The organism is Metapseudomonas phytobenefica, assembly GCF_043392685.1.
Lineage (GTDB): Bacteria > Pseudomonadota > Gammaproteobacteria > Pseudomonadales > Pseudomonadaceae > Metapseudomonas.
The window spans coordinates 83,270-108,558 of sequence record NZ_JBHZGM010000010.1; the positions used below are offsets into that span (position 1 = coordinate 83,270).

The 25,289-nt window shown below is 62.5% G+C and carries 18 protein-coding genes and 3 pseudogenes; 8 read left to right on the plus strand and 13 right to left on the minus strand.

What is annotated here, in order from left to right; translation table 11 throughout:
• Positions 1-14: 14 nt before the first annotated feature.
• Both ACFW0B_RS10980 and ACFW0B_RS10985 read right to left on the minus strand, forming a co-directional pair.
• A complete protein-coding gene (locus tag ACFW0B_RS10980) occupies positions 15-1,202 on the minus strand; it encodes a lipid-transfer protein (protein ID WP_449147972.1) in 1,188 nt (395 codons plus the stop codon).
• 332 nt (positions 1,203-1,534) lie between these two features.
• A complete protein-coding gene (locus tag ACFW0B_RS10985) occupies positions 1,535-2,665 on the minus strand; it encodes a CaiB/BaiF CoA transferase family protein (protein ID WP_449147974.1) in 1,131 nt (376 codons plus the stop codon).
• 265 nt (positions 2,666-2,930) lie between these two features.
• On the opposite strand from ACFW0B_RS10985, the gene ACFW0B_RS10990 reads away from it, so the two are divergent.
• From ACFW0B_RS10990 to ACFW0B_RS11005, 4 genes are all read left to right on the plus strand, one after another.
• On the plus strand, positions 2,931-5,618 hold the full coding sequence (locus tag ACFW0B_RS10990) for a LuxR C-terminal-related transcriptional regulator (RefSeq protein ID WP_449147976.1): 2,688 nt from the start codon (positions 2,931-2,933) through the stop codon (positions 5,616-5,618).
• A gap of 350 nt (positions 5,619-5,968) precedes the next feature.
• The gene (locus tag ACFW0B_RS10995; RefSeq protein ID WP_449147978.1) at positions 5,969-7,912 is read left to right on the plus strand and encodes a DUF1302 domain-containing protein; all 1,944 of its coding nucleotides are present in this window, start codon (positions 5,969-5,971) and stop codon (positions 7,910-7,912) included.
• 25 nt (positions 7,913-7,937) lie between these two features.
• Positions 7,938-9,308, plus strand: coding sequence for a DUF1329 domain-containing protein (locus ACFW0B_RS11000; RefSeq protein ID WP_449147980.1), 1,371 nt, complete (start codon positions 7,938-7,940; stop codon positions 9,306-9,308).
• Positions 9,309-9,600: 292 nt separating this feature from the next.
• Positions 9,601-11,607: a hypothetical protein gene (locus tag ACFW0B_RS11005; RefSeq protein WP_449147982.1), complete on the plus strand. Its 2,007-nt coding sequence runs from the start codon at positions 9,601-9,603 to the stop codon at positions 11,605-11,607.
• A 107-nt stretch (positions 11,608-11,714) separates the two neighbouring features.
• Here ACFW0B_RS11005 and ACFW0B_RS25985 read toward each other — a convergent pair.
• Positions 11,715-11,825, minus strand: a pseudogene (locus ACFW0B_RS25985) (transposase); the annotation flags it as partial.
• Positions 11,826-11,891: 66 nt separating this feature from the next.
• Between ACFW0B_RS25985 and ACFW0B_RS11010 the strand changes: the two are divergent.
• The 3 genes and pseudogenes from ACFW0B_RS11010 to tatA all read left to right on the plus strand — a co-directional run.
• Positions 11,892-12,140 (plus strand): annotated as a pseudogene (locus ACFW0B_RS11010) (OprD family outer membrane porin); the annotation flags it as partial.
• Between the two features lie 444 nt (positions 12,141-12,584).
• Positions 12,585-13,442, plus strand: a complete 858-nt coding sequence (locus tag ACFW0B_RS11015; protein ID WP_449147984.1) for a GNAT family N-acetyltransferase — start codon at positions 12,585-12,587, stop codon at positions 13,440-13,442.
• A 108-nt stretch (positions 13,443-13,550) separates the two neighbouring features.
• On the plus strand, positions 13,551-13,778 hold the full coding sequence (tatA, locus tag ACFW0B_RS11020) for a twin-arginine translocase TatA/TatE family subunit (protein WP_449147986.1): 228 nt from the start codon (positions 13,551-13,553) through the stop codon (positions 13,776-13,778).
• Between the two features lie 240 nt (positions 13,779-14,018).
• On the opposite strand, the pseudogene ACFW0B_RS11025 reads toward tatA, so the two are convergent.
• From ACFW0B_RS11025 to ACFW0B_RS11070, 10 genes and pseudogenes are all read right to left on the minus strand, one after another.
• A pseudogene (locus ACFW0B_RS11025) lies at positions 14,019-14,318 on the minus strand (transposase); the annotation flags it as partial.
• A 356-nt stretch (positions 14,319-14,674) separates the two neighbouring features.
• A complete protein-coding gene (locus ACFW0B_RS11030) occupies positions 14,675-15,409 on the minus strand; it encodes a lipoate--protein ligase family protein (RefSeq protein ID WP_449147988.1) in 735 nt (244 codons plus the stop codon).
• The gene (locus ACFW0B_RS11035) at positions 15,406-16,110 is read right to left on the minus strand and encodes a 2-oxo acid dehydrogenase subunit E2 (protein ID WP_449147989.1); all 705 of its coding nucleotides are present in this window, start codon (positions 16,108-16,110) and stop codon (positions 15,406-15,408) included. Before ACFW0B_RS11035 ends, ACFW0B_RS11030 begins: the two co-directional genes overlap by 4 nt.
• Positions 16,111-16,113: 3 nt before the next feature.
• Complete coding sequence (locus tag ACFW0B_RS11040) at positions 16,114-16,347, minus strand: lipoyl domain-containing protein (protein ID WP_449147990.1); 234 nt, start codon at positions 16,345-16,347, stop codon at positions 16,114-16,116.
• 4 nt (positions 16,348-16,351) lie between these two features.
• The gene (locus ACFW0B_RS11045) at positions 16,352-17,377 is read right to left on the minus strand and encodes an alpha-ketoacid dehydrogenase subunit beta (RefSeq protein WP_082073202.1); all 1,026 of its coding nucleotides are present in this window, start codon (positions 17,375-17,377) and stop codon (positions 16,352-16,354) included.
• 24 nt (positions 17,378-17,401) lie between these two features.
• Positions 17,402-18,481 (minus strand): 2,3-butanediol dehydrogenase, encoded by a 1,080-nt coding sequence (locus tag ACFW0B_RS11050; RefSeq protein ID WP_280362988.1) that lies wholly within the window; start codon positions 18,479-18,481, stop codon positions 17,402-17,404.
• A 56-nt stretch (positions 18,482-18,537) separates the two neighbouring features.
• Positions 18,538-19,527 (minus strand): thiamine pyrophosphate-dependent dehydrogenase E1 component subunit alpha, encoded by a 990-nt coding sequence (locus tag ACFW0B_RS11055; RefSeq protein WP_449147991.1) that lies wholly within the window; start codon positions 19,525-19,527, stop codon positions 18,538-18,540.
• A gap of 12 nt (positions 19,528-19,539) precedes the next feature.
• Complete coding sequence (locus ACFW0B_RS11060; protein WP_044872452.1) at positions 19,540-21,120, minus strand: GMC family oxidoreductase; 1,581 nt, start codon at positions 21,118-21,120, stop codon at positions 19,540-19,542.
• 51 nt (positions 21,121-21,171) lie between these two features.
• Positions 21,172-21,690 carry a transcriptional initiation protein Tat gene (locus ACFW0B_RS11065; protein WP_280349383.1) on the minus strand — a complete coding sequence of 173 codons (519 nt, stop codon included), beginning with the start codon at positions 21,688-21,690 and terminating at the stop codon, positions 21,172-21,174.
• Between the two features lie 349 nt (positions 21,691-22,039).
• A complete protein-coding gene (locus tag ACFW0B_RS11070) occupies positions 22,040-22,963 on the minus strand; it encodes a transporter (RefSeq protein ID WP_449147992.1) in 924 nt (307 codons plus the stop codon).
• Positions 22,964-23,293: 330 nt separating this feature from the next.
• On the opposite strand from ACFW0B_RS11070, the gene ACFW0B_RS11075 reads away from it, so the two are divergent.
• Positions 23,294-25,243, plus strand: coding sequence for a sigma-54-dependent Fis family transcriptional regulator (locus tag ACFW0B_RS11075; RefSeq protein ID WP_449147994.1), 1,950 nt, complete (start codon positions 23,294-23,296; stop codon positions 25,241-25,243).
• Positions 25,244-25,289 lie beyond the last annotated feature (46 nt).

Below are 25,289 nucleotides of genomic sequence, written 5' to 3' on the forward strand. Positions count from 1 at the left end.
GCGCGCGCATGGGTTCAGGCGCGGCCGTAGAGGGTCACGACGCAGGCGCCGCCCAGACCGAGGTTGTGCTGCAGGGCGAGGTTCACGTCTTCGACCTGGCGGGCTTCGGCGGTGCCACGCAGCTGGTGGGTCAGCTCGTAGCACTGGGCCAGGCCGGTGGCGCCCAGAGGATGGCCTTTGGACAGGAGGCCGCCGGACGGGTTGGTGACCACCTGGCCGCCGTAGGTGTTGTCGCCATCGAGGATGAAACGTTCGGCACCGCCGACCGGACAGAAGCCCAGGGACTCGTAGGTCAGCAGCTCGTTGTGGGCGAAGCAGTCGTGCAGCTCCGCGACACGAATATCGTGCGGATCGACGCCGGCCTTCTCGTAGACTTCCCGGGCGGCGCGCTGGGCCATGTCGAAGCCGACGGCCTGGATCATTGAACCCGAGTCATAGGCAACCGAGCGGTCGGTGGTCAGTGCCTGGGCGAGAATCACCACGTCGGTGCGCAGGCTGTGCTTGCGGGCGAAAGACTCGGTGCAGATGATCGCCGCTGCAGCACCGCAAGTCGGCGGGCAGGCCATCAACCGGGTCATCACGCCCGGCCAGATGACCTGGTCGTTCATCACGTCTTCGGTGGTGACGACCTTGCGGAACAGTGCCAGCGGATTGTTGGCGGCATGACGGCTGGCCTTGGCGCGGATGGCGGCGAAGGTCCTCATCTGGGTGCCATACTTCTGCATGTGCTCGCGGCCGGCGCCACCGAACATCTTCAGCGCCATCGGCACTTCGTCAGCATCGGTGCACAGCTGCTCGGTGACAGCCAGGCCCTTGCCCATCACCGGCGGGCGATCTTCCCACTGGGCCTTCAGCGCTCCCGGCTGCATCTGCTCGAAGCCCAAGGCCAGGGCGCATTCCACGGCACCGCTTTCTACGGCCTGGCGCGCCAGCCAGAGCGCACTGGAACCGGTGGAGCAGTTGTTGTTGACGTTGACCACCGGAATGCCGGACAGGCCCACTTCGTACAACGCCGACTGGCCACAAGTGGAGTCACCGTAGACATAGCCGACATAGGCATGCTGCACCAGGTTGTAGTCCAGTCCGGCATCCTTCAGCGCCAGTCGGGTGGCTTCGGCGCCCATATCGATGTAGGAACCGCTGGCTCCCGGCTTGACGAAGGGGATCATGCCAACTCCGGCAACGTAGGCTTTCTGCGACATCACATACTCCACAGCAGGTTTGAAGGTGCTTCGGTCGCGAGTGATGACCCAAGCGTTCGTGCAGCTATCGTTGCGAATCGGCCAGGCGCTGTACCCGCTCAGGGTGGGTGGGATTTGGGGTGGGGTGGACTGTCACCACCCCATCTCCCTCCGAGAAAAGGGCCAGGGTTGAGGGCAAGCCCACGCCGGGAATGGAGCAAAAAAAATGGGAAATGCATCTCTGCACTTCCCATTTGGAATCACCCTCTCCCACGAAGGGCATCGCAAGCGATGACTACGCGTCCCGCACAATCCTGCAGAGCGGGATATCCCCTTGCGGGTGAGAAGGACGATCAGGCAATCGCTCCATTGGCCCGCAAACCGGCGATTTCCTCCTCACCAAACCCCGCCTCGCGGAGGATTTCCAGCGTATGGCTGCCGTTCTCCACCACCGTCCCAGCGCGCAGGGGCGTGCGGCTCAGGCGTGGGGCCGGGGCCGGATACAGCCCGCCGTCGATCTCGATGAACGCCTCGCGCGCCCTGTTGTGCGGGTGGTACGGCGCTTCGCCGAAACCCAGTATCGGCGCAAAGCAGGCATCGGTACCTTCCAGCAGCTTCACCCACTCGTCGCGGCGCCGGCTCAGGAAGAGTTTCTCCAGCTTCTCGCGCAGTGCCGGCCATTCCTGACGCGCCCACTGATCCTGGAAAGCCGGATCGTCGATCTCGCACAGTTGCAGCAGCAGCTGGTAGAACTGCGGCTCGATCGGCCCGATGGAGATGTACTTGCCGTCGGCGCAGGTGTAGCAACCGTAGAACGGCGCTGCGCCATCGAGCATGTTGTCCTGGCGCTCATCGCTCCACTGCCCCTGTTGGCGAAGGTCGTAGTACATGCTGCTGAGCAGGGTTGCGCCATCGCAGATGGCAGCATCCACCACCTGCCCCTTGCCCGATTTCTGCACCTCCAGCAGCGCAGCGAGAACGCCGGTAACGAGGAACATGGCGCCACCGCCCATATCGCCTACCAGATGCAGCGGCGGAGTCGGTGCGCGATCGGCATGGCCCATGGCATGCAGTGCACCGCTCAGGGAGATGTAATTGAGATCGTGACCGGCGGCGTGAGCGAGCGGCCCCTCCTGGCCCCAGCCCGTCATACGGCCGTAGACCAGCTTCGGGTTGCGTTGCAGACACACGTCCGGTCCAAGCCCCAGACGCTCCATCACACCGGGGCGGAAGCCCTCGACCAGTACATCGGCACCCTCGATCAGCTTCAGCAGCACCTCAGTGGCTCCAGGCTTGCGCGGATCGATGGCGATGCTGCGACGACCACGGCCGAGCACGCTGCCGTCAGCGTTCAGGAAGTTGGCGACCTGACGGTCGACACGTATGACATCCGCCCCCATGTCTGCAAGCATCATCACGGCGAACGGTGCCGGACCGATCGCGTTCATTTCGACAACTTTCACACCAGCCAGTGGACCCGACATTTCGATCTCTCTCGTGTAATTGCGTGAATTCCAGGCATTCGGAACAGGCCTGGTTCCACCCCTTGCAAGTGGTCCGCACGGTCCAGGCACGGAAAAAACCAGTTGCGCGGAAGTGGGCTCCAAGCGTTTCATCCCGCAAACGGTCGCTGAACCGAACAACGACAAGACACTAGATTTCCAGCTCCTGGTCGTACCCACTCATGACGAGGAAAACGGCCCACCCCACCCCTGCCGATACCATGAGCTGGTGGAGATTGCCCTGCCCATGACCCTCACCCCGCTCCTGGTCACTACCCGCCTCTCACCACCACGCCTCAGCAGCCATGCGCTGCTGCGCAAGCCACTGCTCATGCGCTTGCAGCAGGCCCAGGACTCTCGTCTGATCCTGGTCACCGGTGGGGCGGGATTCGGCAAGACCACCCTGCTGGCACAGTGGCGGCAGGGCCTGATCAAGGCCGGGAAAAGCGTCGTCTGGTTGTCCCTGGTGCAAGAGGACTGCAGGCTGGAAACCTTCTGTGCCAGCCTGATCGGTGCCTTGCAGCAGGCAGGCCTGCCGCTGGACAGCGACCTCCTGCTGCTGATCGAGCGCGAATCCCATGCGGGGCTGCAGGCCCTGGCCTCCGTGCTGATCAACACCCTGGCGCGGGTCGACACGCCGCTGTACCTGATGCTGGACGACTTCCAGTTCGCCAACAGCCCGCTTGGCACGCAACTGGTGCAGCGCCTGGTGGACGGTTCCCCGGCCAACCTGCACATCGTCCTTGCCTCCCGCGTGAGTCCGGAGCTGAAACTGGGGCGCCTGCGGGCGATGGCCGAGCTTTGCGAGATCGACTGCACGGATCTGTGCTTCAGCTTCATGGAGTCGCTGAACTTCCTGAAGACCTACCTCGATGATGAGATCAGCTCGGAAACGGCACACGCCATCCACGACACCACCGATGGCTGGCCGATCGGCCTGCAGTTGATGTCCATCGCGCTCAAATCCGCTCCGCGGACGGATCCGAAGACTCTCCGGCTACTGCCCGGCAAAGCCGGTCTGGGCGATTACCTGACCGAGGACGTGCTCAGCGGACTACCGGGCGCGCTGGTCGATTTCCTGGAGAAAATCGCCATCCTGCGCCGTTTCAATGTCAACGTGGCGCGGCACGTCGCGCAGGCGGACGACGCGGCGGAACTGATTGCAGCCATCGAGGCGCGCAACCTGTTCATCCTGCCGGTGGACATGGAAGACAGCCACCAGTGGTATCGCTTTCACCCTCTGTTCGCCGAATTTCTGCAGCAGCGGCTGGCCAGTTCGAACTTCGACGTGAAGCAACTGCACCGGCGCGCCATGGATTGGTTCGAAAGTACCGGCCTGGTGAACGAAGCTATCCGCCACGCGGTACTCAGCGATGATCTCGATGTGTTGGTCAGCCTGCTGAGCCGGTCGAAGCCACCTCATCACAACCTCAGCAATCTCGGCCAGTACATGCGCTGGCTGGATTGCGTCCCTCTGGAGCGCCTGGCGCGGCACCCGAATGTCCTGTTGCAGGGTGCCTGGAGCTGCATCATGACCATGCTCACCAGCAAGGCGGAAACCTGGCTGAATGCACTGCAGACCGACCATGGCAGCGCCGCGCTGGCGCCACATATCGAACTGGTCAAGGCCGCCATCGCCTTCCAGCGCGATGACCTGACGCTCGCCTTCCGACTCCTGGAACCGCTGCGCGATCATGTCTTCGTCCATCCCTTCCACCAGCAGATGCGTGCCTGCCTGTATCTCAGCTGCCTGTCTCACCAGGGGCAGCATCAGCGCGTGCGGGACTACATCAACGACTCTGCGGCGAATTCGCTTTATGCAAGCCAGGACGAACTGGCACTGCTGGCGATCGGCACCGCCACCTATGGAGAACTGCTGGCAGGCAATATCCTCGATACCGCAACTCGCGCATTGGATCTGCTGCATCAGGCGGAAAACATCCATGGTCGACGCTCGATCAGCACCTGCCACTGTGCGGTGATGATGGCCGAGATCCACTATGAACTGGACCGCATCGACGATGCCCGCGAGGCGCTGAGCGGCCGCCTCGATCTGCTCCAGGTCTCACCCTCTATCGTGCTCAGCAGCGCGATGATCACCACCGCTCGCCTGAAGTATCTGCAGGAGTCGCCTGCGGCAGCTCTGGAGTACCTGGCACCCAAAACCACGGAGCTGCGCGCCAAAGGGTTCGATCGCGCGCTCGCGCACAACCTCTGCGAACAGGTGCGCATCCTCCTGACCAGCGGCGACTGGCGGCAATGCGAAAGTCAGCGAGCAAGCCTCGACGCATTGGCGCACCGTCATGCCGGTGATTCGATGGAGGACCACGAAATCGCCGCGCTGGCGGCCCTTTCCCGCGCACGTGTCAGCCTGGCGCGCCAGGAGCCGGCCCTCGCCCTCGACGCCTCGCAGGTACTCGCGCAGCTTGCTGAGCGCTACGGCCGAGGCAGATGGAAAATCCAGGCGGAACTGCTCGGTTCACTGGCGCGGGACCTCCTGGGGCAACGGCAAGAATCCCATGCACGACTACGTGGCGCATTGCGGGAGAGCGAGCGCCTCGGCCTGGTGAGAACCTTGCTGGATGAGAGCCCGGCTTTGCAGACGCTGCTGGCGCAGCTCGATTGCGAGGATGATCCGGTTCTGGACAGCTATCGCCATCGGCTTGCAGCATCGCCCCTGCCCGCTTTCGCCAGTCCCCAGCGGTTGGCGGATACCGCGTCGGCAGGAACGAGCGAATCGCCGATGTTTACCCGGCGGGAACAGGAAATCATCGGCCTGCTGGAACAGTCCATGTCCAACAAGCGCATCGCCCAGACGCTCAACCTGAGCCTGGAAACCGTCAAGTGGAACCTGAAGAACATCTACGCCAAGCTCGGTGTATCAGGCCGCTATGAAGCGATAGTCGCGGCCAGACAGCAGACGAAGCAGTCGTAGGCCAGGAAAAGTCCGTCACCCTGCCCTCCTGCTCGGCGAGAGTTAGTCCGAAGCTGCCGGAAAAACGAATCTGACCTGGCACCGCGCCCCTCCTCCCCGCCTCAGGGAAAGCGGCGCTCGTGCCGGTGCCCAAAGCCCCCTCCCCCCTCTTTCCCCTCACCCCGAGTGGCGGCTCCGTTCGCCCTCACGCCTAGCATCGGCCCCAGCCCCCCTACAAAAACAACAAAAACTGCTGAGGAGTATCCGCACGTGGCTATCGCTCCACCCATCCCGCTGCCCCCACTCACCTGCACTCCGGCCGCTGGCCAGCTGCCTGTTCGCCGCCCCGATTTCCACTGCTGGAGCGCCGTATGAAAACAACAAGATCCCGAGCCTTCCGCCTGCATCGACTGGCAGCCGCGGTGACCATGGGCGTGACTGCCCAGGCTCACGCCATTGATTTCACCCTTGGGGAGATCGAAGGGACTTTCGACTCATCGCTTTCGATAGGTGCCAGCTGGGCAGTGCGCGGCCCGGACCCGGACTTCATTTCCAGCGCCAATATTCTTGGCAAGCGGGGCGAATCCTCGACCCGCACGGCTGACGACAACCGCCTGAACTTCAAGAAGGGAGAAACTTTCTCGAAGATCTTCAAGGGTGTGCACGACCTTGAGCTGAAGTACGGCGACAGTGGTGTGTTCATCCGCGGCAAGTACTGGTACGACTTCGAGCTGAAGGACGAACACCGCCTGTTCTACGACATCGACGACAGCGGCCGCGACGACCTGGCCAAGGCGTCCGGTGCCGAATTTCTCGATGCCTTCGTGTATCACAACTACAACCTCGGCGACCTGCCGGGCAATGTCCGCCTGGGCAAGCAGGTAGTGAGTTGGGGCGAGAGCACCTTCATCGGCAACTCGATCAACAGCATCAACCCGATCGACGTCGCGGCGCTTCGCCGCCCCGGTGCCGAGATCAAGGAAGGCCTGATCCCGGTGAACATGTTCTACGTGTCGCAGGGCCTGACCGAGAACCTCACCGCCGAGGCGTTCTACCAGCTCGAATGGGAAAAGACCGTCGTCGACAATTGCGGCACTTTCTTCGGCAGCGATGCCGTAGCGCAAGGCTGCAACGATCGACTGGTGGGCGCTGGACCGGACTTCGCGCAGGGAGACCCACTTGCCAACCAGGGCGGCATCGGCGCCGTCGCGACCGGCAGGGGCAACGCCTACGAACCGCGCCTGAAGGACAACGACGCGCGCGACGGGGGGCAATACGGCATCGCCCTGCGTTGGTTCGTGCCGGAGTTGAACGACACCGAGTTCGGCGCCTATGTGATGAACTACCACAGCCGCAATCCGTACATCAGCTTCAGGCAGACCGAGGTTGCGCCCATCACCGCCGCGCAGGTTCAGGCCATCGCTGGCCAGGTGATCGCGACCGGCGGCACCGCCGCTCAGGCGCAGCAGGCCGTGCTGGGCGCGATCGGGCAGAACCAGATCGACCGGCTCCGCAGCGCGCGCTTCTTCATCGACTATCCGGAAGACATCCGCCTCTACGGCCTGAGCTTCCAGACCAACGTCGGCGGTACAGCACTGGGTGGCGAAGTCAGCTATCGGCCGAACATGCCGCTGCAGATCAATACCACCGACGCGAACCTGGCGGCACTGCAGCAGACCGACCTACAGACCTTCAGCCAGCAGGTCTCTCCGATCTTCGTCAGCGGTGAAACGCCCGTCGTCCTCGGCGGCGCGCTGCCCGGTTACAAGCGTATGCCGGTATTCCAGGCACAGATGACCGCCACCCAGTTCTTCGACCAGATCTGGGGCGCCAGCCGCCTGACCCTGGTCGGCGAGGTCGGCTACAACCGCATCAACGGCCTGGGCAGGACCGACGGCAGCGACATCCGCTTCGGCCGCAACCCGATCTTCGGTCCGGGCCAACTGGTTCCGGCGGGCACCAGCCTGTGCGTCGGCAGCAATCCGGGCACCCCCTCTGCCAGCAACCCGCAGCAGGAGTGCAACAGCCACGGTTTCTATACCACCCACTCCTGGGGCTACCGTGCACGCGCCAAGCTGGATTACGCAAACGTCTTCGCCGGCATAAACCTGTCGCCAAACCTGGCCTGGTCACACGACGTAGAGGGCAATGGCCCCAACTTCGAGGAAGGCCTCAAGGCAGTCAGCATCGGCGTGGATGCCGACTACCTGAACACCTACACCGCCAGCCTCAGTTACACCGACTTCTTTGGCGGCCATTTCAACACCAACGGCGATCGCGATTTCATCGCGCTCAGCTTCGGCGTGAACTTCTGATCCACCCTGGCAGAGGAAACCAAGCATGAAATCCATCTCTGTATTGAAATCCAGCGCCCTGGCGCTGTCTCTGCTGGCCACCGGAGTCATGGCCGCTGTTTCCCCGCAGGAGGCGGCGCAACTGGGCACTACCCTGACCCCGCTTGGCGCGGAGAAGGCCGGCAATGCCGACGGCAGCATCCCCGCCTGGACCGGCGGCCTGAAGCCGGGCGCAGCGCCGGTGGACGCCAACGGCTTTCTCGGCGATCCGTTCGCCAATGAAAAGCCACTGTTCGTCATCACGGCCGCCAACGTCGCGCAGTACAAGGACAAACTGACACCCGGCCAGCAGGCCCTGTTCAAGCGCTATCCGGATACCTACCGAATTCCGGTCTACCCCACCCACCGCAGCGCAGCCGCACCACAGTCGGTCTACGACGCGGCGAAACGCAGCGCGGTGACCACCGAAACGGTGGACAACGGTAATGGCCTGAAGAACTTCGAGCAGTCGCGCTACTACGCCTTCCCGATCCCCAAGAGCGGCGTGGAAGTCGTGTGGAACCACGAAACCCGCTATCGCGGCACCAACGGCAGCCAGTTGGTGTCGCAGATCACCCCGCAGGTGAACGGCGCCTACACCGTCGTGGAGATGGAGGAAACCTTCGCCTTCCCGCAGAACATGGCTGACGTGAACCCGCAGGATGCAGCCAACATCCTCATCTACTACAAGCAGAGGGTGCTCGCACCGGCGCGCCTGGCCGGCGGCGTAATTCTCATCCACGAGACGCTCGACCAGATCAAGGAACCGCGCATGGCCTGGGCCTACAACGCCGGCCAGCGCCGCGTGCGCCGCGCCCCGCAGGTCGCCTACGACGGCCCGGGCACGGCCGCCGACGGCATGCGCACCGCCGACAATGGCGACATGTACAACGGCGCCCCGGATCGCTACGACTGGAAGCTGGTCGGCAAGAAAGAAATCTACATTCCCTACAACAGCTACCGGTTGTGGTCGCCGAAGCTGAAATACGCCGACATCGTCAAACCCGGTCACATCAACCAGGACCTGTCCCGCTACGAGCTGCACCGCGTGTGGGAGGTCGAAGGTACTCTCAAGCCAGGTGAACGGCATATCTACGCCAAGCGCCACATGTACTTCGACGAGGACACCTGGGCCCTGGTGGAGGTCGACCACTATGACGGCCGCGGGCAACTCTGGCGCGTCGCCGAGGGGCACCAGGTACTGCACTACCAGCAGGGCGCCAGCTACTACGCCGCGGTCACGCTCTACGATCTGATCGCGGGACGCTACCTGGTACAGAACCTGATCAACGAGGCCAAGCGCGGGATCACCTTCGACCTGAAGACAAGCATGAACGACCTGACCCCGGCAGCCCTGCGCAATGCAGGAATTCGCTGAGCCAAGGCGCGTCGTACTACACCTATGCAATATGCCCGGACTTCATAGGCCGGGCCTGATCTTTTGTTGAAGGCAAACACCCACTGAGTAATCGCTCTCGAAACCTCACCCGAGCGTGCCGGATCCACCAGGCGTACTCCAACCAGGAGCGGCCAATACCGGCTATCAGATCGAGACCGGGCGCCCTGGCAACGCAAGTGAGGCTGGCTAAACTCTCCGAGCGCTGTAGTTTCAGCGCCTGCAAGGCATCACGTAAGTCGCTCGCCTTCATCCGCAGATAGGGAGATCTACCATGTTCGATTCCAGCGATTTCGCCCCTGAACAACGGCCATCCCTGGCTACCCACCTCTCCACCCTGCCGCCATCAACAGGCACCATCCAAAGCACTGCAGTTGCCGTGGTCTGGCAGAACATCCTGCAGAGCGAGGTGCTTGCGATGCTCTCGGGCATCGACGTCCCCCAAACCAGCGTCTTCATCGATTACCGCTATTGGGCGAACGGCATCCTCCGCTGGGCACTGAGCCAGCAGGATGACAATGGCAATCCGCTCTACGTGTTCGCCATCCCCTCGTGGGAAACCGGCATCGACAACAACGGCCATCCGGTCGTCGGCGCCTTCCTGTTCCCGGTGGGAACCCAGGTCACCGTTCTCCAACCCACCGACGACGAGCTGAATGCGGCATTGGCGAACGCCTACCACAACGAGCCACCACTGACTCTGACCACGAACCAGACCGGCGACCCCGATGAGCGACGCTGGGCCGCCGCAGCCCACGCCTATGCGTTGTCGCAGAACGATGCCAACGGTAACCCCTACGTGGCCGGCATCCCGAGCTGGGAAATGGCGATAGAGGACGGCCAGACCTACCGGGGCGTCTTTGCCTTCAGCAACACCTCCGGCATCCAGGTCCTCAAGGCCGGACGTGCCGCCCTTATGGACCAGATCTCCGAGGGCATCCTTGAGCCCGCGTCCGATCCGAACCTGATGGACACCGACATGCGCACCCTGGCGGTGGCCGGCAACCGCTGGGCCATGCGCTACGGCAGTGCTTGCGGCGCGGCCACCTTCGGTTTCTGCTCAGCCGACTACCAGGCCAACTTCATCTATACCCACGACATCGTCATCCGCTTCGCGACGCAGCAGCCGACAGCGGACCTGCTGCAATCTATCGCCGACCAACCCAAGACTGGCTGGCCCGACTACAACAACGCCTATTCGGCGCTCTGCACCGTGCTCGGCAATATCATCAACGGGCCAAACTCCAACGACCCGCTCGATCCTCGAGCGCTGGCTGCCTCGCCGAGCTGGTCGCCGAACACCGTGGCAGGAGAACTGGGCAGTTGGCTGGCGTTCGACGCCAACGGTAACTACACGCTCGCGCCCTCCGCGCCTACCGCCCCTGCGGGCGTAGCCTCCGACGACTGGCTGCATATCATCTACACCGTGTGGCAGGAATTGGGCGCGGTAGAGCAACTGCAATCGCTCTACGACTACACCAAGGGGACACTGAACGCCGCCCAGACGGCGGCGGATTCGCTGATCAACGGTGCCATTTCCAACATGCAGGCCAAGGTGGGCGACTCCGCGCTGGTCGACTTTGGCCAGCTGCTTGAGGACCTAGGCTACGGTCTGCTGGGGATGTTGCCCGGCGGCGCTGCGCTGGACCTTGCCGTCACCGCCGTGACCGATGTCATCCGTGTGGTCACCAGTGGCCTTGGCGGAACATTGACCTCAGCCTCCATCGGCGAGTACTGGGAGAACGTCGCGAACTCCTTCGAGAATAGCCTCACCGCCCTCGACACCTTCTACACGAACATCGTCGGCGATCATGGGCGGCTGCTTGCCTTTTATAGCTATTCCGACAACGGCAACCTGCCGATCCCCGGTAGCAACGGAAGCAATGACTACCAGGCCTCGGTGGCCAGCACGATGGCCAATGGGTTGATGCTGCAGGCCTACCAGACCCTGATGCAGCTATTCTGGGGAGTCGGCTGGGCCGCCCCTGCTCAGTTCAGTGGCAATCAGGCGCTATACGGTGACTACATCCCGCTCACGATCACACGGGCTCCCGACGGTACCTACGTGGAAGGCCCGTACTACGAGTTCGCACTCATCTGGAGCACGAGCCACGCCGTCAAGTACTATCCGACACAACCCATGATGACGGACCTCACGGTCACGCTGAACGTCAACCTCATGGACATACTCGCACGCACCGATCCTTGGCTCGGCGTATCCGCCTGGTTTAGTTGGGTCAGCGGCCAAGCAGTCGTCATGCAGGGCCCGTACACGCGCTGAGGGCTTTCCCCTGGCCCGGCGCGGTAATCGCCGTGCCGTGGCCCAGGCCGGGAGCCGGCTTGCCATGGCGCCGGCGAAACATTCGGAGAGGAACGCCATTGGGGGCCCACCACTCCCAGTGGGCGGCAAACCTCAATATGGCTGTAACCCTGGTCCAACATCAGGGCTGTGGCCTCTCGCTTGAAGTCGGCGGCAAGCGTACGTCGTTGCTTGCTCATCAGACACCTCCCTCACGGCGAGGGCTTTCGCCTAAATGGTTGTCCGGGATCAGTAGACCACTACAGATGGCGCGCTACATCAAAGGCGATCAGATCGACTTCACCAAAGCTGATCCGACTGGCACCTCTTTCCGCGCCGGAGCCGACGATGAGCATCATTGGGAGCGCGACCTGGAAGCCAAGTATGTGGTCCAGGAAGGCGCCGCCAAAGACCTGTCCTTCCGCATTCGCCAGGCCACCCATCGCTCCAGTTCGTTCGACAGTGATGTCGATGAGGTACGCCTGATCATCGAGTACCCGCTGAGCATCCTGTAATCACCGCCGTCTTGTTCTGCCAAGGATTGGCCCATTATTTTCAAGGCATCCTCCACGCTCCTTTGCCTTAAGACGCCCAACCGGGCGTCTTTTTTATATGCCCGGAAGCGCACGTGAAGGTGGTTGCGTAGTGGAAGGGGCTATTCGCACAGCTGTTGCCCAGCGCCGATTCAAAAAGTCCAATGTCGAGTGGTGTGGCAGGAGTGCCCTCGACGACGAAGGCCTCCTGGAGAGCTACAACAACGAGCCACGAAGGCAAAATCTCGCCCGGCATTTACTGCCGATTCCCGCCACCGTTCGAGCAGTAACTATGGCCTGCAGAACGGTCCGCTTGGCGAATATGCCGAATTAGCCGGTGCCTATTGCCACGCTTCGGCGCAGGTGGGATACAGGCTCCATCTAACCCGCAATCAAAGCCGTGCGGCCCATCCACGGAGACCTGTCATGCCCAACTCGCAGAATCATCGGTATACCTATCGCCCCATGACCGCCGCCGACGTGCCGGCAGCCCACGCCTTGTCTGTGCAGCTCAAATGGCCACATCGCCTCGACGACTGGGCCATGCTGCAGCGCGTCGCTGAAGGGTTCGTTGCGGAGGATGCTGGTCGCCTGATCGGAACAGCCTTCAGCTGCCGGCAAGGTGACTACGCCACCATCGGCCTGGTCATCGTTAGCGACGAGTATCAGGGTCAAGGTATCGGGCGCAAATTAATGGAACAGGCGCTACAGGCCTGCGGCTCGACTACCGCGATACTTAACGCCACCCTCGCTGGCGTGCCACTGTATGCCAGTCAGGGCTTTGTCGAGTTCGGCGTGATTCATCAGCACCAAGGTCACGTGCAATACATTGGGCGCCCTGCCCTGGCGGCTGGTGAGCACTGCAGAGTTGCCGGCGTCGAGGAGTGGCCACAGGTTCTTGAACTGGCTCATGCGGGCAGCGGCCTCGACAGAACCCGTGTATTCCAGGATCTTCAAGACGTGATCGAGCGGACGGCCGTCATAGAGCGCGATGGCCAATTGCGCGCCTTCGCGATGCTCCGCGCCTTCGGCCGTGGCCACGTCATCGGCCCAATTGTCGCGGAGACGCCGGAACAGGCCAAACATCTGATCGCCGAACTGCTTGACCACGTCCAGGGCGAATTCGTGCGCGTGGATGTCTTGGCGGATATTGGGCTCGGCGACTGGTTGAGCGATGCGGGATTGCGGTACGTCGATTGCGTCGCACAGATGGCGCGCGGAACCCCGCCTATACCCGTTGCTGGTGTCCGGCAGTTCGCGCTAGTCACCCAGGCCATCGGCTAATCCAGCCTTCAGATAACCGCCAACAGCGTTCAGTGCACGCGCAATCCCGATCCGCAGGCACCTTGTAATCGGGGCTGTCCTCCAGACCTTCACTACGGAGTAACCATCATGGGAATAGGCGGCATCAGTATCTGGAAACTGCTGATCATCTTGCTGATCCTGATCGTGCTATTCGGTACCAAGCGCCTGAAAGGACTGGGATCGGATCTGGGTGAGACGATAAAAGGCCTGCGCAACTCCATGGGCAACGACGATGCGCAGGCCATCGAGAATGCACCGGGTCAAACCAAGGATGCGCATCCGCACAAGATCGAAGACTCGATGCAGAAACACTAAAAGCTTCGTACAACTCAGCCCCAAGCGACCCATTTGTGAATTATCACGGTCTATTGGGGCAGACTTCACGAGCGACCTCCCCCCTCTATGTCTGTTGTCGCCGCTGCCGTAAAGCTGTCCTCGGTGCCGAGCAGCTTCCGACCCAAAGCTATTGATGGGCATCGGCAGAGATTGACGTTCTCGAACGACAGCAATTGGCCGGTCAGCGACGGCCTGACCCCGACCGTCGCTATGCATGGTCAGACGTCCGGTCAGCCACATCAATTCGACGTTGCGCTGAGCCTCACGCTCAAGCCGGCGACTGGATTGGATGCGATTGAGGTAGCCGTAGATATAGATCTTCAGCAGAACGCTGGGATGGTAAGCGGGGCGACCGGTTTCTGCCGGGACGATACCGTCGAAGCCCAGCCTGCCGAGGTCGAGTTCATCGACGAACACATCGACCACCCGCACCGGATTGGTGTCCGTGACGTAATCATCCAAGCTCTCGGGCAGTAGCGTGGTTTGTCCTCGACATTCGCCCTGGATGAAACGCTTCATGGAGTACCCCCGCTATGAGACCCGCCGGCAGCATAGCAAGGGCGCTGGCCACGTTTTTACACAGCCTGGGCCGATAGCTGCCGTTTACCAACGGGTACTCCCCTCTTCCCGAAACGCGGGAAACACAACAGGCGCCCCCAAACACCAGAACTGAGAATGCCCTTTAGTGGCACGGCCAACTTCGATGCACAACGCGCCCAGTAGGCGCTGGGGACCAAGGGAACAGCCCGACAGCACGATCTCCGCTGCCTGCACCGCTTATACCTGGCCGGGGCCCATAGCAGGCGCTTCCTTGCTCCCACTACGACAGGAACGTCTTCAGAGGATCGTGCTTTGCTTGGAAACCAGGCGACGGATCAACAGAAAGCTATCTGATCGCCAGAGCCCTTGTCGGGTGACCACGCCTCCCAAGGAGCTTCAAACCAGTCAGCGAGGCTTTTCGCTTCCTGCCACGCTGGAGCCAACCACTCCTCCAGAGACACGTGGCTGGCAGCTCGACATCGTTGCTCCAGACCACAGCTCTGGTAGAAACGATTGACCGCATCGACCATGGCCTCTCGCTGGTCCTCGAACAGGATTGCGCCATGAACCAGCACCACCAGGCGATTATCCGCTGCACGCCGCCGCCAACGTTGCGCGGTTCCCACCAGCTTGCGGCGCCCCAGGGTCACGTTGAACCGACCGTCACAGAACGCGCCGGGAACCTCCCCGAGGCCAGGTAGCAGCCCCATGCCGCGCAACCACTGGCAGATGGGTTCACACAGTCGCAGATAGGCAGCCTCTATCCGCGACTGTTCGTCGTCCTCCAGCGACACGACATAGGCCAAGGCCACATTGAGCACCGCAGGTGACTGCGGTACCGGTTCGCCACCGGTGTCTCGCAATGCGATGGGCCAGCCCAACGCGGCACAGCTGATGTCTGCCGCCATGAACCCCGGAAGCCGGCTTAGCCTGCGAGGCATGACCAAGGCGGAATCAGAGGGCCGCCATAACAACACGCCCCACTCTTCCTCGCCGGCGTGCACACGGTCGAACAGCTGCCGCTCAGCTTCCAGGCCAGCCTCGACACTGACACGCCAGATCTGGCTCATGACAGTTCGCCTCCTTCAATTCGCTGGCACAGGTCATCGAGGAAGTCCGCGGCAGGTGCGCCGTTGACAGCCCGGTGATCGAAGGTCAGCGACAGCCCCATGAAATCGCGCTCCACCAACGAACCATCGGTGTCCCGTTGTAGACGACGCTGGACGCCTCCTAGTCCGATGATGGCGACCTGGGGAACATTGAGAATGGGGGTAAAAAAACGCACCCGCGACAGCCCCAGGTTGATCACGGTCACCGTGGCACCCGTTAGCTCCTTCACCGAGAGTTTTCCGGACAGTGCCTTGTCCACCAGGGCCCGGCGTGCCAGCGCCAGGCCCTCCGTATCCAGCTGATCGGCATCGAACAGTGCAGGCGCCACCAGGAGATCGTCCGGCAGCGGGATCGCCAACCCCAAATGCACCGAACCGTGCCGCGTGATCTGATTATCCGTCAGGGTCGCATTGAGTCCCGGATGGTCCTTCAGGGTTCGTACGATCTCGAACAGCAGCAGGTCCTGAAGCGACACCACGCTACCCGCCGCCTTCAGCTCCGCTCTTTTAGCCTGAAGGGCAGTCAGTTCGCACTCGGCATGGTGGGTGAGTTGTGCTGCGGTCTGCAGGCTCTCGCTCATCTTCGCAGCGATCATCTTGCGCATGCCTTTCAAGGGCACGGTGCTACCGGTACCGGCAGCTGGAGTCTGCATTTGCCCCATGGCTCACTCCAGCAATCCGATGGTCGCGCCCTTGGCGACCACCGCGTCTTCTTCTTCCAGGATCTTCAGCACACCGGAAGCCGGGGCCTCGATCTCGAACTGCGCCTTCTCGGACATGATCTCGGCCACCAGGTCGCCCTGGCCAACTTCGGCGCCGTCACTGACCAGCCAGGAGGTGATCACGGCTTCGGCATCGCCTTCCCAGAGGTCGGTTGGAATCAGGATTGGGTTAGACATGGTGTTATTCCTCGTTCTTCAGGTTTTGGTAGGCCGCGACGATCTTGGCGGCGGAAGGCAGTGCCCACTGTTCCATGGGCGGCGTGAAGGGAATCGGGATATCGGGGAAGGCGACCCGCTGCGGCCGCGCCTTGAGCATGCCGATATCGTGCTCGACGACGCTGGCGATTATTTCGCCGCTGACACCGAAGCTGTGGTAGTCCTCGTCGACCACGATCAGCCGCCCGGTCTTGTGCACCGACTCGATGACGTGCTCGCGGTCCAGCGGCACGAGACTGCGCAGGTCCACCACTTCAGCACTGACGCCCTGCTGCTCCAGTTGCTGGGCGGCGCGCAGTGCGTGGTGCACGCCGGCGCCGAGGCTGACGATGCTGACGTCGCGGCCCTCACGCACGGTCTTGGCCTTGCCGATCTCCACCGTATAGGGGGCTTCCGGCACCGCCACCGTGGCGCCCTTCTCCGTCCCCAGCCAGCCCATGCCCTGCAGGGCCTTGTGGAACAGGTAGATCACCGGGTTGTCATCGCGGATGGCGGCGGTCATCAGACCCTTGGCGTCATAGGCATTGCTCGGCACCACCACCTTCATCCCCGGTAGGTGCGCGAAGGTGCCGTAGAGGCACTGGGAGTGCTGGCCGGCGTCTGAATAGCCGGCGCCGGTGGAGGCCATCAGCACCATGGGCACGCTGACCTTGCCGCCGGAGAAGTAGGTGTTCTTCGCCATCAGGTTGTAGATGGCGTCCATGCACACACCGAAGAAGTCGACGAACATCAGTTCGACGATTGGCCGCATGCCGTCGGAAGCCGCGCCCACGGCGGCGCCGATAAAGGCGGTTTCCGAAATCGGCGTGTCGCGGATGCGCGCGCTCCCGAACTCTTCGTGCAGGCCACGGGTATTGCCGAACACCCCGCCGAGCTGGCCGATATCCTCACCCATCACGAACACGCGCGGGTCCAGGCGCATTTCCTGGGCCACCGCCTCGGCCATGGCGCGGGCGATGGTGAGTTTGCGTTCTTTGATCGCTGCGGACATTTCTCGATTCCTCCGTCTATGGGATCAGTGACGGGCAGCGGCAGGCGCGCTCGGCCTGACGATGATCTTCACGTTCTGGTCCTTGTTGTTCACCAGTTCCTCGAAGCCCTGTTCGAGGATGTGTTCAAGTTCGATCCGCCCGGTGATCAGCGGGGTGACGTCCAGGCGTCCGTCGGCAATCAGCGCGATCACATCGGCGAACTCCCCGTTGTAGGCCAGCGCGCCTATGACCTGTTTCTCGGTGGCGACTATCTCGAAGAAGTTGAATTCGCTGGGCTCCTCGAAGATGCCTACCATCACGCAACGGCCACCCTTGCGGATGACATCGATGGCCAGCTTGGCGGTGGCCTTGTGGCCAATGCACTCGAAGGACACGGCAGCGCCGTAGCCCTCGGTGAGCTCGCGCACGGCGGCGATGGCGTCGCACTGACTGGGGTCGATGACTTCAGTGGCCCCTACTTCGAGGGCCTTGGCCTTGCGCGCCGTGGACATTTCCAGGGCGATGATTCGCGCCGCACCGGCGGCGCGGGCGCACATGATGGTGCACAGTCCGATGGTACCGGCGCCGACCACCACCACCGTCTGGCCGAGCAGGCTGCCCGCCTTCTTCACTGCGTGCATGCCCACCGCCAGGGGCTCAATCAACGCACCGGCTTCGGTGGGGAAGCCTTCCGGCAAGCGGTACAGCAGGTTGGCGGGAACGTTGACACGTTCGGCAAAGGCGCCGTTGTTCATCAGCCCGGTGAAGGCAAGGTTCTCGCACAGGTTGTACTGGCCCTGCTGGCAGAACCAGCACTGGCCGCAGTGCTGGCAAGCGTCGGCGGCGACGCGCTCGCCCACGGCGAAATGCGAGACGCCCTCGCCCAAGGCGACGATCTCGCCACAGAACTCATGGCCGAGGATGCACTGGCCCTTCAGGCCGGTGAGCGGATGGGCTGTGTCGGTGGGAATGAATACCGGACCGGCCAGGTATTCATGGAGGTCCGAGCCGCAGATACCGCACCACTCGACGCGGATCTGCACCCAGCCGGCCTGTGGTTGCGGCGGGAGGGCGACATCCTGCAGGCGGATATCGCGACGGCCGTGCCAGACTGCCGCCTTCATGGTTGGTTGTCGGTACATATCGGTCTCCGTTTTGTCGTTGTTATGCCGAGTTCCGTTCACACGAACACCCTTTCCAACGCTTCTTCCGGTGCCGGATAAGCGCTGTCGCGGGCGAACTGCACGGCGGCATCTACACGGCTGCGGGCGCGCTCGTCGATGTCGGCTGCGGCAATTTCGTCCAGCACCCCCAGCTCCAGCAGGCGCTGGCGGTAAGCGGGGATCGGGTCCTTGGCCAACAGGGCCTCCTTCTCGCCGGCCGGGCGGTAGGTTTCGCCGTCGCCCATGAAGTGGCCGGCCAGGCGGTGGGTCTCGATCTCGATCAGGGTCGGCCCTTCCCCAGCGCGGGCACGGGCGATGGCCTCACCGGCGGCAGCGAATATGGCGTCGGCGTCGTTACCGGGGACGAACACGCCGGACATGCCATAGGCGGCGGCACGCAAGTAATTGCGCTCGATGGCGGTGGAAGCGGCCTTGGCCACCGAGATGCCCCAAGCGTTGTCCTCGATGACGAACACCACCGGCAGCTTCCACAGCGCTGCCAGGTTCAGCGTTTCGTGGAAGGCGCCCTGGTTCGCAGCGCCTTCGCCCAGATAGGCCACGGCGACGCCGGACTTCCCCTGCAACTGGCGCGACAGTGCGGCCCCCACGGCTGGGCCCATGCCTTGGGCAATGATGCCGGAGCAGGAGAAATTCACCCTGGCGTCGAACAGGTGCATGTGGCCGCCCCGGCCACCGGACAGGCCGGTCTTCTTGCCGAAGATTTCGGCGACCATCTCGTCCAGGTCGACGCCCTTGGCCACGGCTATGTGGTGCGGACGATGGGTGGCGGTGACGATGTCTTCGGCCGTCAGATGGGCGCAGACACCCACGGCGCAAGGTTCCTGGCCGTTGGACAAGTGCATTTCGCCGGGGATGGGCCCGTTGGCCATGTTGAAGACCGGCGTCTTGCCTTCCATGTAGATGCGTTCGATGGACTCTTCCAGGTAGCGGCTGACGAGCATCTGCTCGAGCATCCAGCGGCGCTGGTCGTTACTGGGTGTGGTCATGGGGTCGGCTCCTCAAAGGGCGCGCTGATTGATCAGCGAACCGATGTGCTCGGCCTGGCGCAGGGCCAGGGCGACAATGGTCAACGTCGGGTTCTGCCCGCCGCTGGTGGTGAACTGGCTGCCGTCGGAGACAAACAGGTTGGGGATGTCGTGGCTCTGGCCCCACTTGTTCACCACGCCGTCGGCGGCCTTGGCGCTCATGCGGTTGGTGCCCATGTTGTGGCTGGCCGGGTAGGACGGCAGGCGGATGACTTCCGTGGCGCCGACCGCCTCGTAGCACTTGCGGGTCTGCTCCACGCCGTGATCGCGCATGGCGTTGTCGAAAGGATGGTCGTCCTTGTGCACCACCGGAATCGGCAGCCCGTATTGATCCTTCTCGGTGCCGTGGAGGGTGATGCGGTTGCTCTCCATGGGCAGGTCCTCGCCGCACAGCCAGACGCCGGACATGTGGTCGTAGCGCTCCATCTTCGCCGTGAAGGCACGACCCCAGCCCTGCGGGGTCGGGTCGAGGAAGGCGGACATGAACGGTAGGCCGAGAGAGAGGATTTCCAGTCGGTAACCGCCGACGAATCCGCGCGAGGTATTGTTGTACGACTCGTCCGAAATGATCCCGGCACAGGTGGTCCCCCTGTACATGTGAACCGGCTTGGGAAGAACCGCATAGATCCCGGCGGTGGTGTGGCACATGTAGTTGCGCCCCACCTGGCCAGAGGAGTTGGCCAGGCCATCCTTGAACATCGAGGATTCCGAGTTGAGCAGCAGGCGCGGCGACTCGATGGAGTTGCCGGCGACGCACACCACTCTGGCCTTCTGCCGTTGTTGCCGGCCCTGGGCGTCGGCGTAGACCACTCCGGTGACCCGGCCGCGGGCGTCATGCTCGATACGCAGCGCCATGCTCTGCGGACGCACCTCGCAGTTGCCGGTGGCCTCAGCGCGGGGGATGTCGGTGTAGAGAGTCGACCACTTGGCGCCGATGCGGCAGCCCTGCATGCAGAAGCCGATCTGCATGCAACCCGGCCGGCTGTCGTACGGCTGGGTGTTGATCGCCATCGGCCCGGACTGGATTTCCTTGTAGCCAATGCGCTGAGCCCCGGCGGCCAGTACCTTGAAGGAGTTGTGCCACTGGTGGTACGGCATCCCGGTGCTCGGACCGGTCACCCCCATGTGCTTCTCGGCCTTGACGTACCAGGGCTCCAGCTCCTCATAGCTGATCGGCCAGTCCAGCATGTTGGCGCCCTTGATTTCGCCATTCTCGGTGCGCATGCGGAATTCGAAATCGCGAAAGCGCAGGGCGACGCCGGCCCAGTGCACCGAACTGCCGCCGACCGCCTTGACGATCCAGGCCGGCAGATTCGGATGGTTGCGCGCCACGTCCCAACCGCCGGTGGCGATACGTTTGTCGAGCCAGGAAATCTTGTTGAACATGGCCCACTCATCGTTCTCGATGTCGGACATCTCGTAACGTTTGCCAGCTTCCAGTACCACGGTACGGATACCTTGCCGGGCCAGGGCGTGGGCCAGGGTGCCGCCGCCGGCACCCGAACCGATGATGACGACGACGTCGCTGTCGTCCTGGGAGAATTTCGCTGCCATGGGGTTAACCCTCATTGTTGGAATGGATGGAGCCGCGAAGGGAGTGACCGCTCAGAGCCAGTCGAGGTCGTTGAAGCCACGCGCGATGTAACCGCCCTTCTCCACCGACGAGCCCTCGTAGCCGAACAGAGGGAACAGGGTCTTGTTGTCGTAGAGGCCGAACATCAGCGCGCTGCGGGTTTCACGGAAGAAGGGGGTGGTTTCGATCTCGCGCAACAGCGCAACGCGGTCGTCTTCGTTGGCAATGTCCTCGAAGGCTCGGTCATGCACGGCTCGGGCGCGGGCCTGCAACGCGTTGATGCCTTCACGAACCAGGTCCGGCTTCTTGCCAACCAGCTCGAACAGCGACTTGGCGTAAGGCGCATCGCCGAGGCGGTCGTGGGGATAGATGTCGCGACCCATGCGCAGCAGGCCGGCGGGCAGTTGGGGCAGCACGTCATCGGCGAGGACTTTGACCGGGATGAGCTGCCCGGCGACGGCGGTGGCGCCGATGATCAGCGCGGACTGACCCGATAGGCTGAGGAAGCGTCGGCGGCTCAGAGGGCCGCTCAGAGAGGAAGAGTCATGCATGGCAGAGCTCCAGGCTATTGCCGGCACGCCTGCAAGGTGGGAACAGGTGTGGCGACGTTGTTGTTATTCGTCCGGGTGCCTTTTCGGCCCCTCGATAGCCATGGAGCAGCTTGTGTGCCAATGCCGCGGAATGTCTATAACACCATGTTTTTAAAGGGTTTTATTTAACGAGAAAGACATCCTGGAGGCAGGACCTGTAAAGCGCAGGCTTTACACCTGTAAGCATCCTTCCAATCGCTTTACAGCCGTATGGAAGTCGATTGGTTGTCATGGATTCCTCCCCTGATGCGACGAGAAGAACCTAAAAAAGGGGCCCGTGGGCCCCAAGAGAACGGACCGTCCAGACCGCTCAGAACACCTGCATCAGGCGTACGTTCAACCTGTGCTCTTCGCGAAAGCCGTTTTCCACCGCGAAATCCCGTCCATAGGTGGCCGCGACCTGGGTCTTCGGCAGGAAGAACCAGGAGAAGCCGAGGTTCCACTTGCCGGTCTCCTGGCGATCATCCAGTTGGAGGTCATCGACGCGGCTGGCGCCGCCATCGAGCCACGACAGGCCGGCGCGCAGGTCCGCCTGCGGGGTCAACTGGTAGCGCAGGAAGCCCTGGTACTGGTAGCTGGGTTTCTGCCTCTGGGTCCAACGGCCGCTGCCGTAATGGTTGTTGCGCCCGTAAAACATCACATCGGCGGCCAGGTCCAGGGAGAGGTTTTCGGTCAGCCCGGTAACGTAGGCGGCTTGCACGTTCAGCTTCCAGCGGTTCTCGCCGAGGTTGAGATCGTCATCGGCGTCGTACTCGCCCAAGGGCAGGAACAGATAGGGAGTAATGCCCAAGTAGCGGCGGCGCTCCGGTTCATTGATCAGCCAGAGAGGCATGGCCAGGATCGGATCGGCCAGGCCACTGGAGTCACCCAAGCCCTGGCGCCCGTCCAGGCGCCCGAATGGCAGCAGCACTTGAGGCGCCACACGAAAGCCTCCGATGTCGGAATAGTGGACCAGGCGCAATATCCCGATCTCCGAGTCCAGCCCCGGCGCGTCGGGTAGGCTGTGCCCCGCGCGGTACAGCCGATCACGCTCGGCCCCTTGCAGGTAGAGCAGGCCCAATGTGGTGCCGGCAGGCGCGGCCACATAGTCGCCGGCATCGAGGTCCAACGCGCTGGCCGGCCATGTGGCAGTGAGTCCGCCGGCCAGAAGTACGAGGCCCCACGCAGCGGCCCAGGTTCGGTTGTCGAGTGACGAGGGACCAGTCACGCTGGTCCGTTGCAGGTAAGGCAGCATCGAGCATCCTCGTTTCTTGTTGTAGTACCCCGGTGGGGGCCGAGGTAGCGCGGCGCAGAATGCGTGCCAAACCGTTGAATGATCCTTCAAGGCTATGAATCAAAAGGATTTCTCAGCCACGAGAAGAAAGCCCGATGCTCTCCTTCGAGTGTTCGGGGTATTACAGGTGTAAGAAAGATGCGTCTGACCCCGACTAACAGGCAGGTGACGCCGGAGGGCTAAACTCGTAAGGTGATTGCACTGGTGCCAGGCAGCTCTCTGTGCAACCGGTCAACAAGAACAAGATCGTCACGGATCTCGGGCGCCTCACCCTCGAGTCCGGGAGGCCGCATGAGCATCATTTCGACCCCCAGCCTGCATATCGACACCGTACTGTCCTATGCCAGTGACGGTGCCGGGCACGAATCCATCATCACCCGCTCCTGGAAACGCTGTATCCAGGATTACGGCCTGGATCCGGCAAAGCCAGCGCTTCCGCGTTTCGTCCCGCGTCAGGTATTGCGAGAACACCAGGACCATGCAGACGAGCTGATCAATGTGGCGCGGGCCGGTGTCGAGCAGTTGTACCGGCACATCGCCGAACTCGGCTACGTCATACTCCTTACCGATAACCGGGGTATCACCGTACAGTTTCTCGGTGATCCGCTGGATGAAGCGGCACATCGCAAAACCGGCCTTTATCTGGGTGCCGACTGGAGTGAAGACCATGCCGGGACCTGCGCGGTGGGAACCTGCATCAAGGAGCAGCAGCCGCTGACCTGTCACCATCATGATCATTTCAGCGCTCACCACATCACCCTGACCTGTACCGCCGTCCCCATCTTCAATCCCCAGGGACAGCTATTGGCGGTGCTCGATATCTCGGCATTGAAATCGCCCCCGTCCAAGGAGTCGCAGCTATTTGCCCTGCAACTGGTCAAGCAGTACGCGCGGATGATCGAAGATGCCTACTTCCTGCGTCGCTACCGTACAGAGCACATCCTCTGCTTCGACCGATCCCGCGAGTTCGTCCTGATCAATCGTCAGTATCTGCTGGCGCTTGCCGGGGACGGCAGTCTCCTGGCAGCCAACACCGCGGCCCGGGGGCTGCTCGCCGATTGTGGCCTGCAGTTGGCGGAGCGGCCGTCGGCGCTGGCTCGCAGAGTCGGCATCGAGGATCTGTTCGACTGCGTGCCTGAAGATATCTTCAGCATTCCTCACGCCAGTTCCGACCAGGTGCGCGCCTTCCGCACTCACCGACAGAACGCCCTGTTCTTTGCCGCATTGATGGAACCCAGCCGTGCGTCTGCCGCCCCCGAGGCCCAGCGCACCAATCAGGAACGCTGCCCACTGGACGAGTTGGCCGATGACGACCCGGTCATGCGCAAAATGCTGGCACGTGCCAAACGACTGTGCAGCGAGCCGCTGAACGTATTGCTCAATGGCGAAACCGGTACAGGCAAAGAGCGCCTTGCCCGCGCCCTGCACGACAGCAGCAACAGGCGCAAAGCCCCCTTCATCGCCATCAACTGCGCTGCGATGCCCGAATCATTGATCGAGAGCGAACTCTTCGGTTACCAGCCCGGCACCTTCACTGGGGCACGCAGCAAGGGTATGCGAGGACTGATCCAGCAAGCCGATGGCGGCACGCTCTTCCTGGATGAAATCGGTGACATGCCACTGCACCTGCAGACAAGGCTGCTGCGCGTGCTTGCCGAGCAGGAAGTGATGCCGCTGGGCGGCGAAAAGCCGATCAAGGTCGATATCCGTGTCATCGCGGCGAGTCACCGCGACCTGCGGCAAATGATCGAACAAAGCGAGTTCCGCGAAGACCTCTACTACCGACTCAATGGCGCAATCCTGCGCCTGCCTGCACTGCGCGAACGGGCCGACAAGAATTACCTGATAGAGCGCATATTCAGAGAGCTCTGTGATCAACGCCAACGTCCCGCTCGAATCCGGGGCGACGCCATGAGTGCTCTCCTCGGCTATGCCTGGCCAGGCAATATTCGCGAGTTACGCAATGCGCTGCAATTTGCCTTGGCCACCGCCGAGACTGATGAAATCACGGTCAACGACCTGCCCGAAGAATGCCTGCCGAGCGTCAATCCAAGGCAGGTCATGAGCTCTATTTCAGGCCTAGAGCAGCAGACATCCCATGGGCGTGCAATCGAAGATTGCTTGCGCCGACAGCGCTGGAATGTCAGCGCTGCAGCGCGTGAGTTGGGTATGTCGCGCCCGACCCTCTATCGCTGGATGAAACTTCATCACATCGTTCCGCCCAACGCCCTGGACAGCTAAGCGATGACCTCAAGTGCCCTGGCCGGCTCCAGGCGGGGCCGGCCGG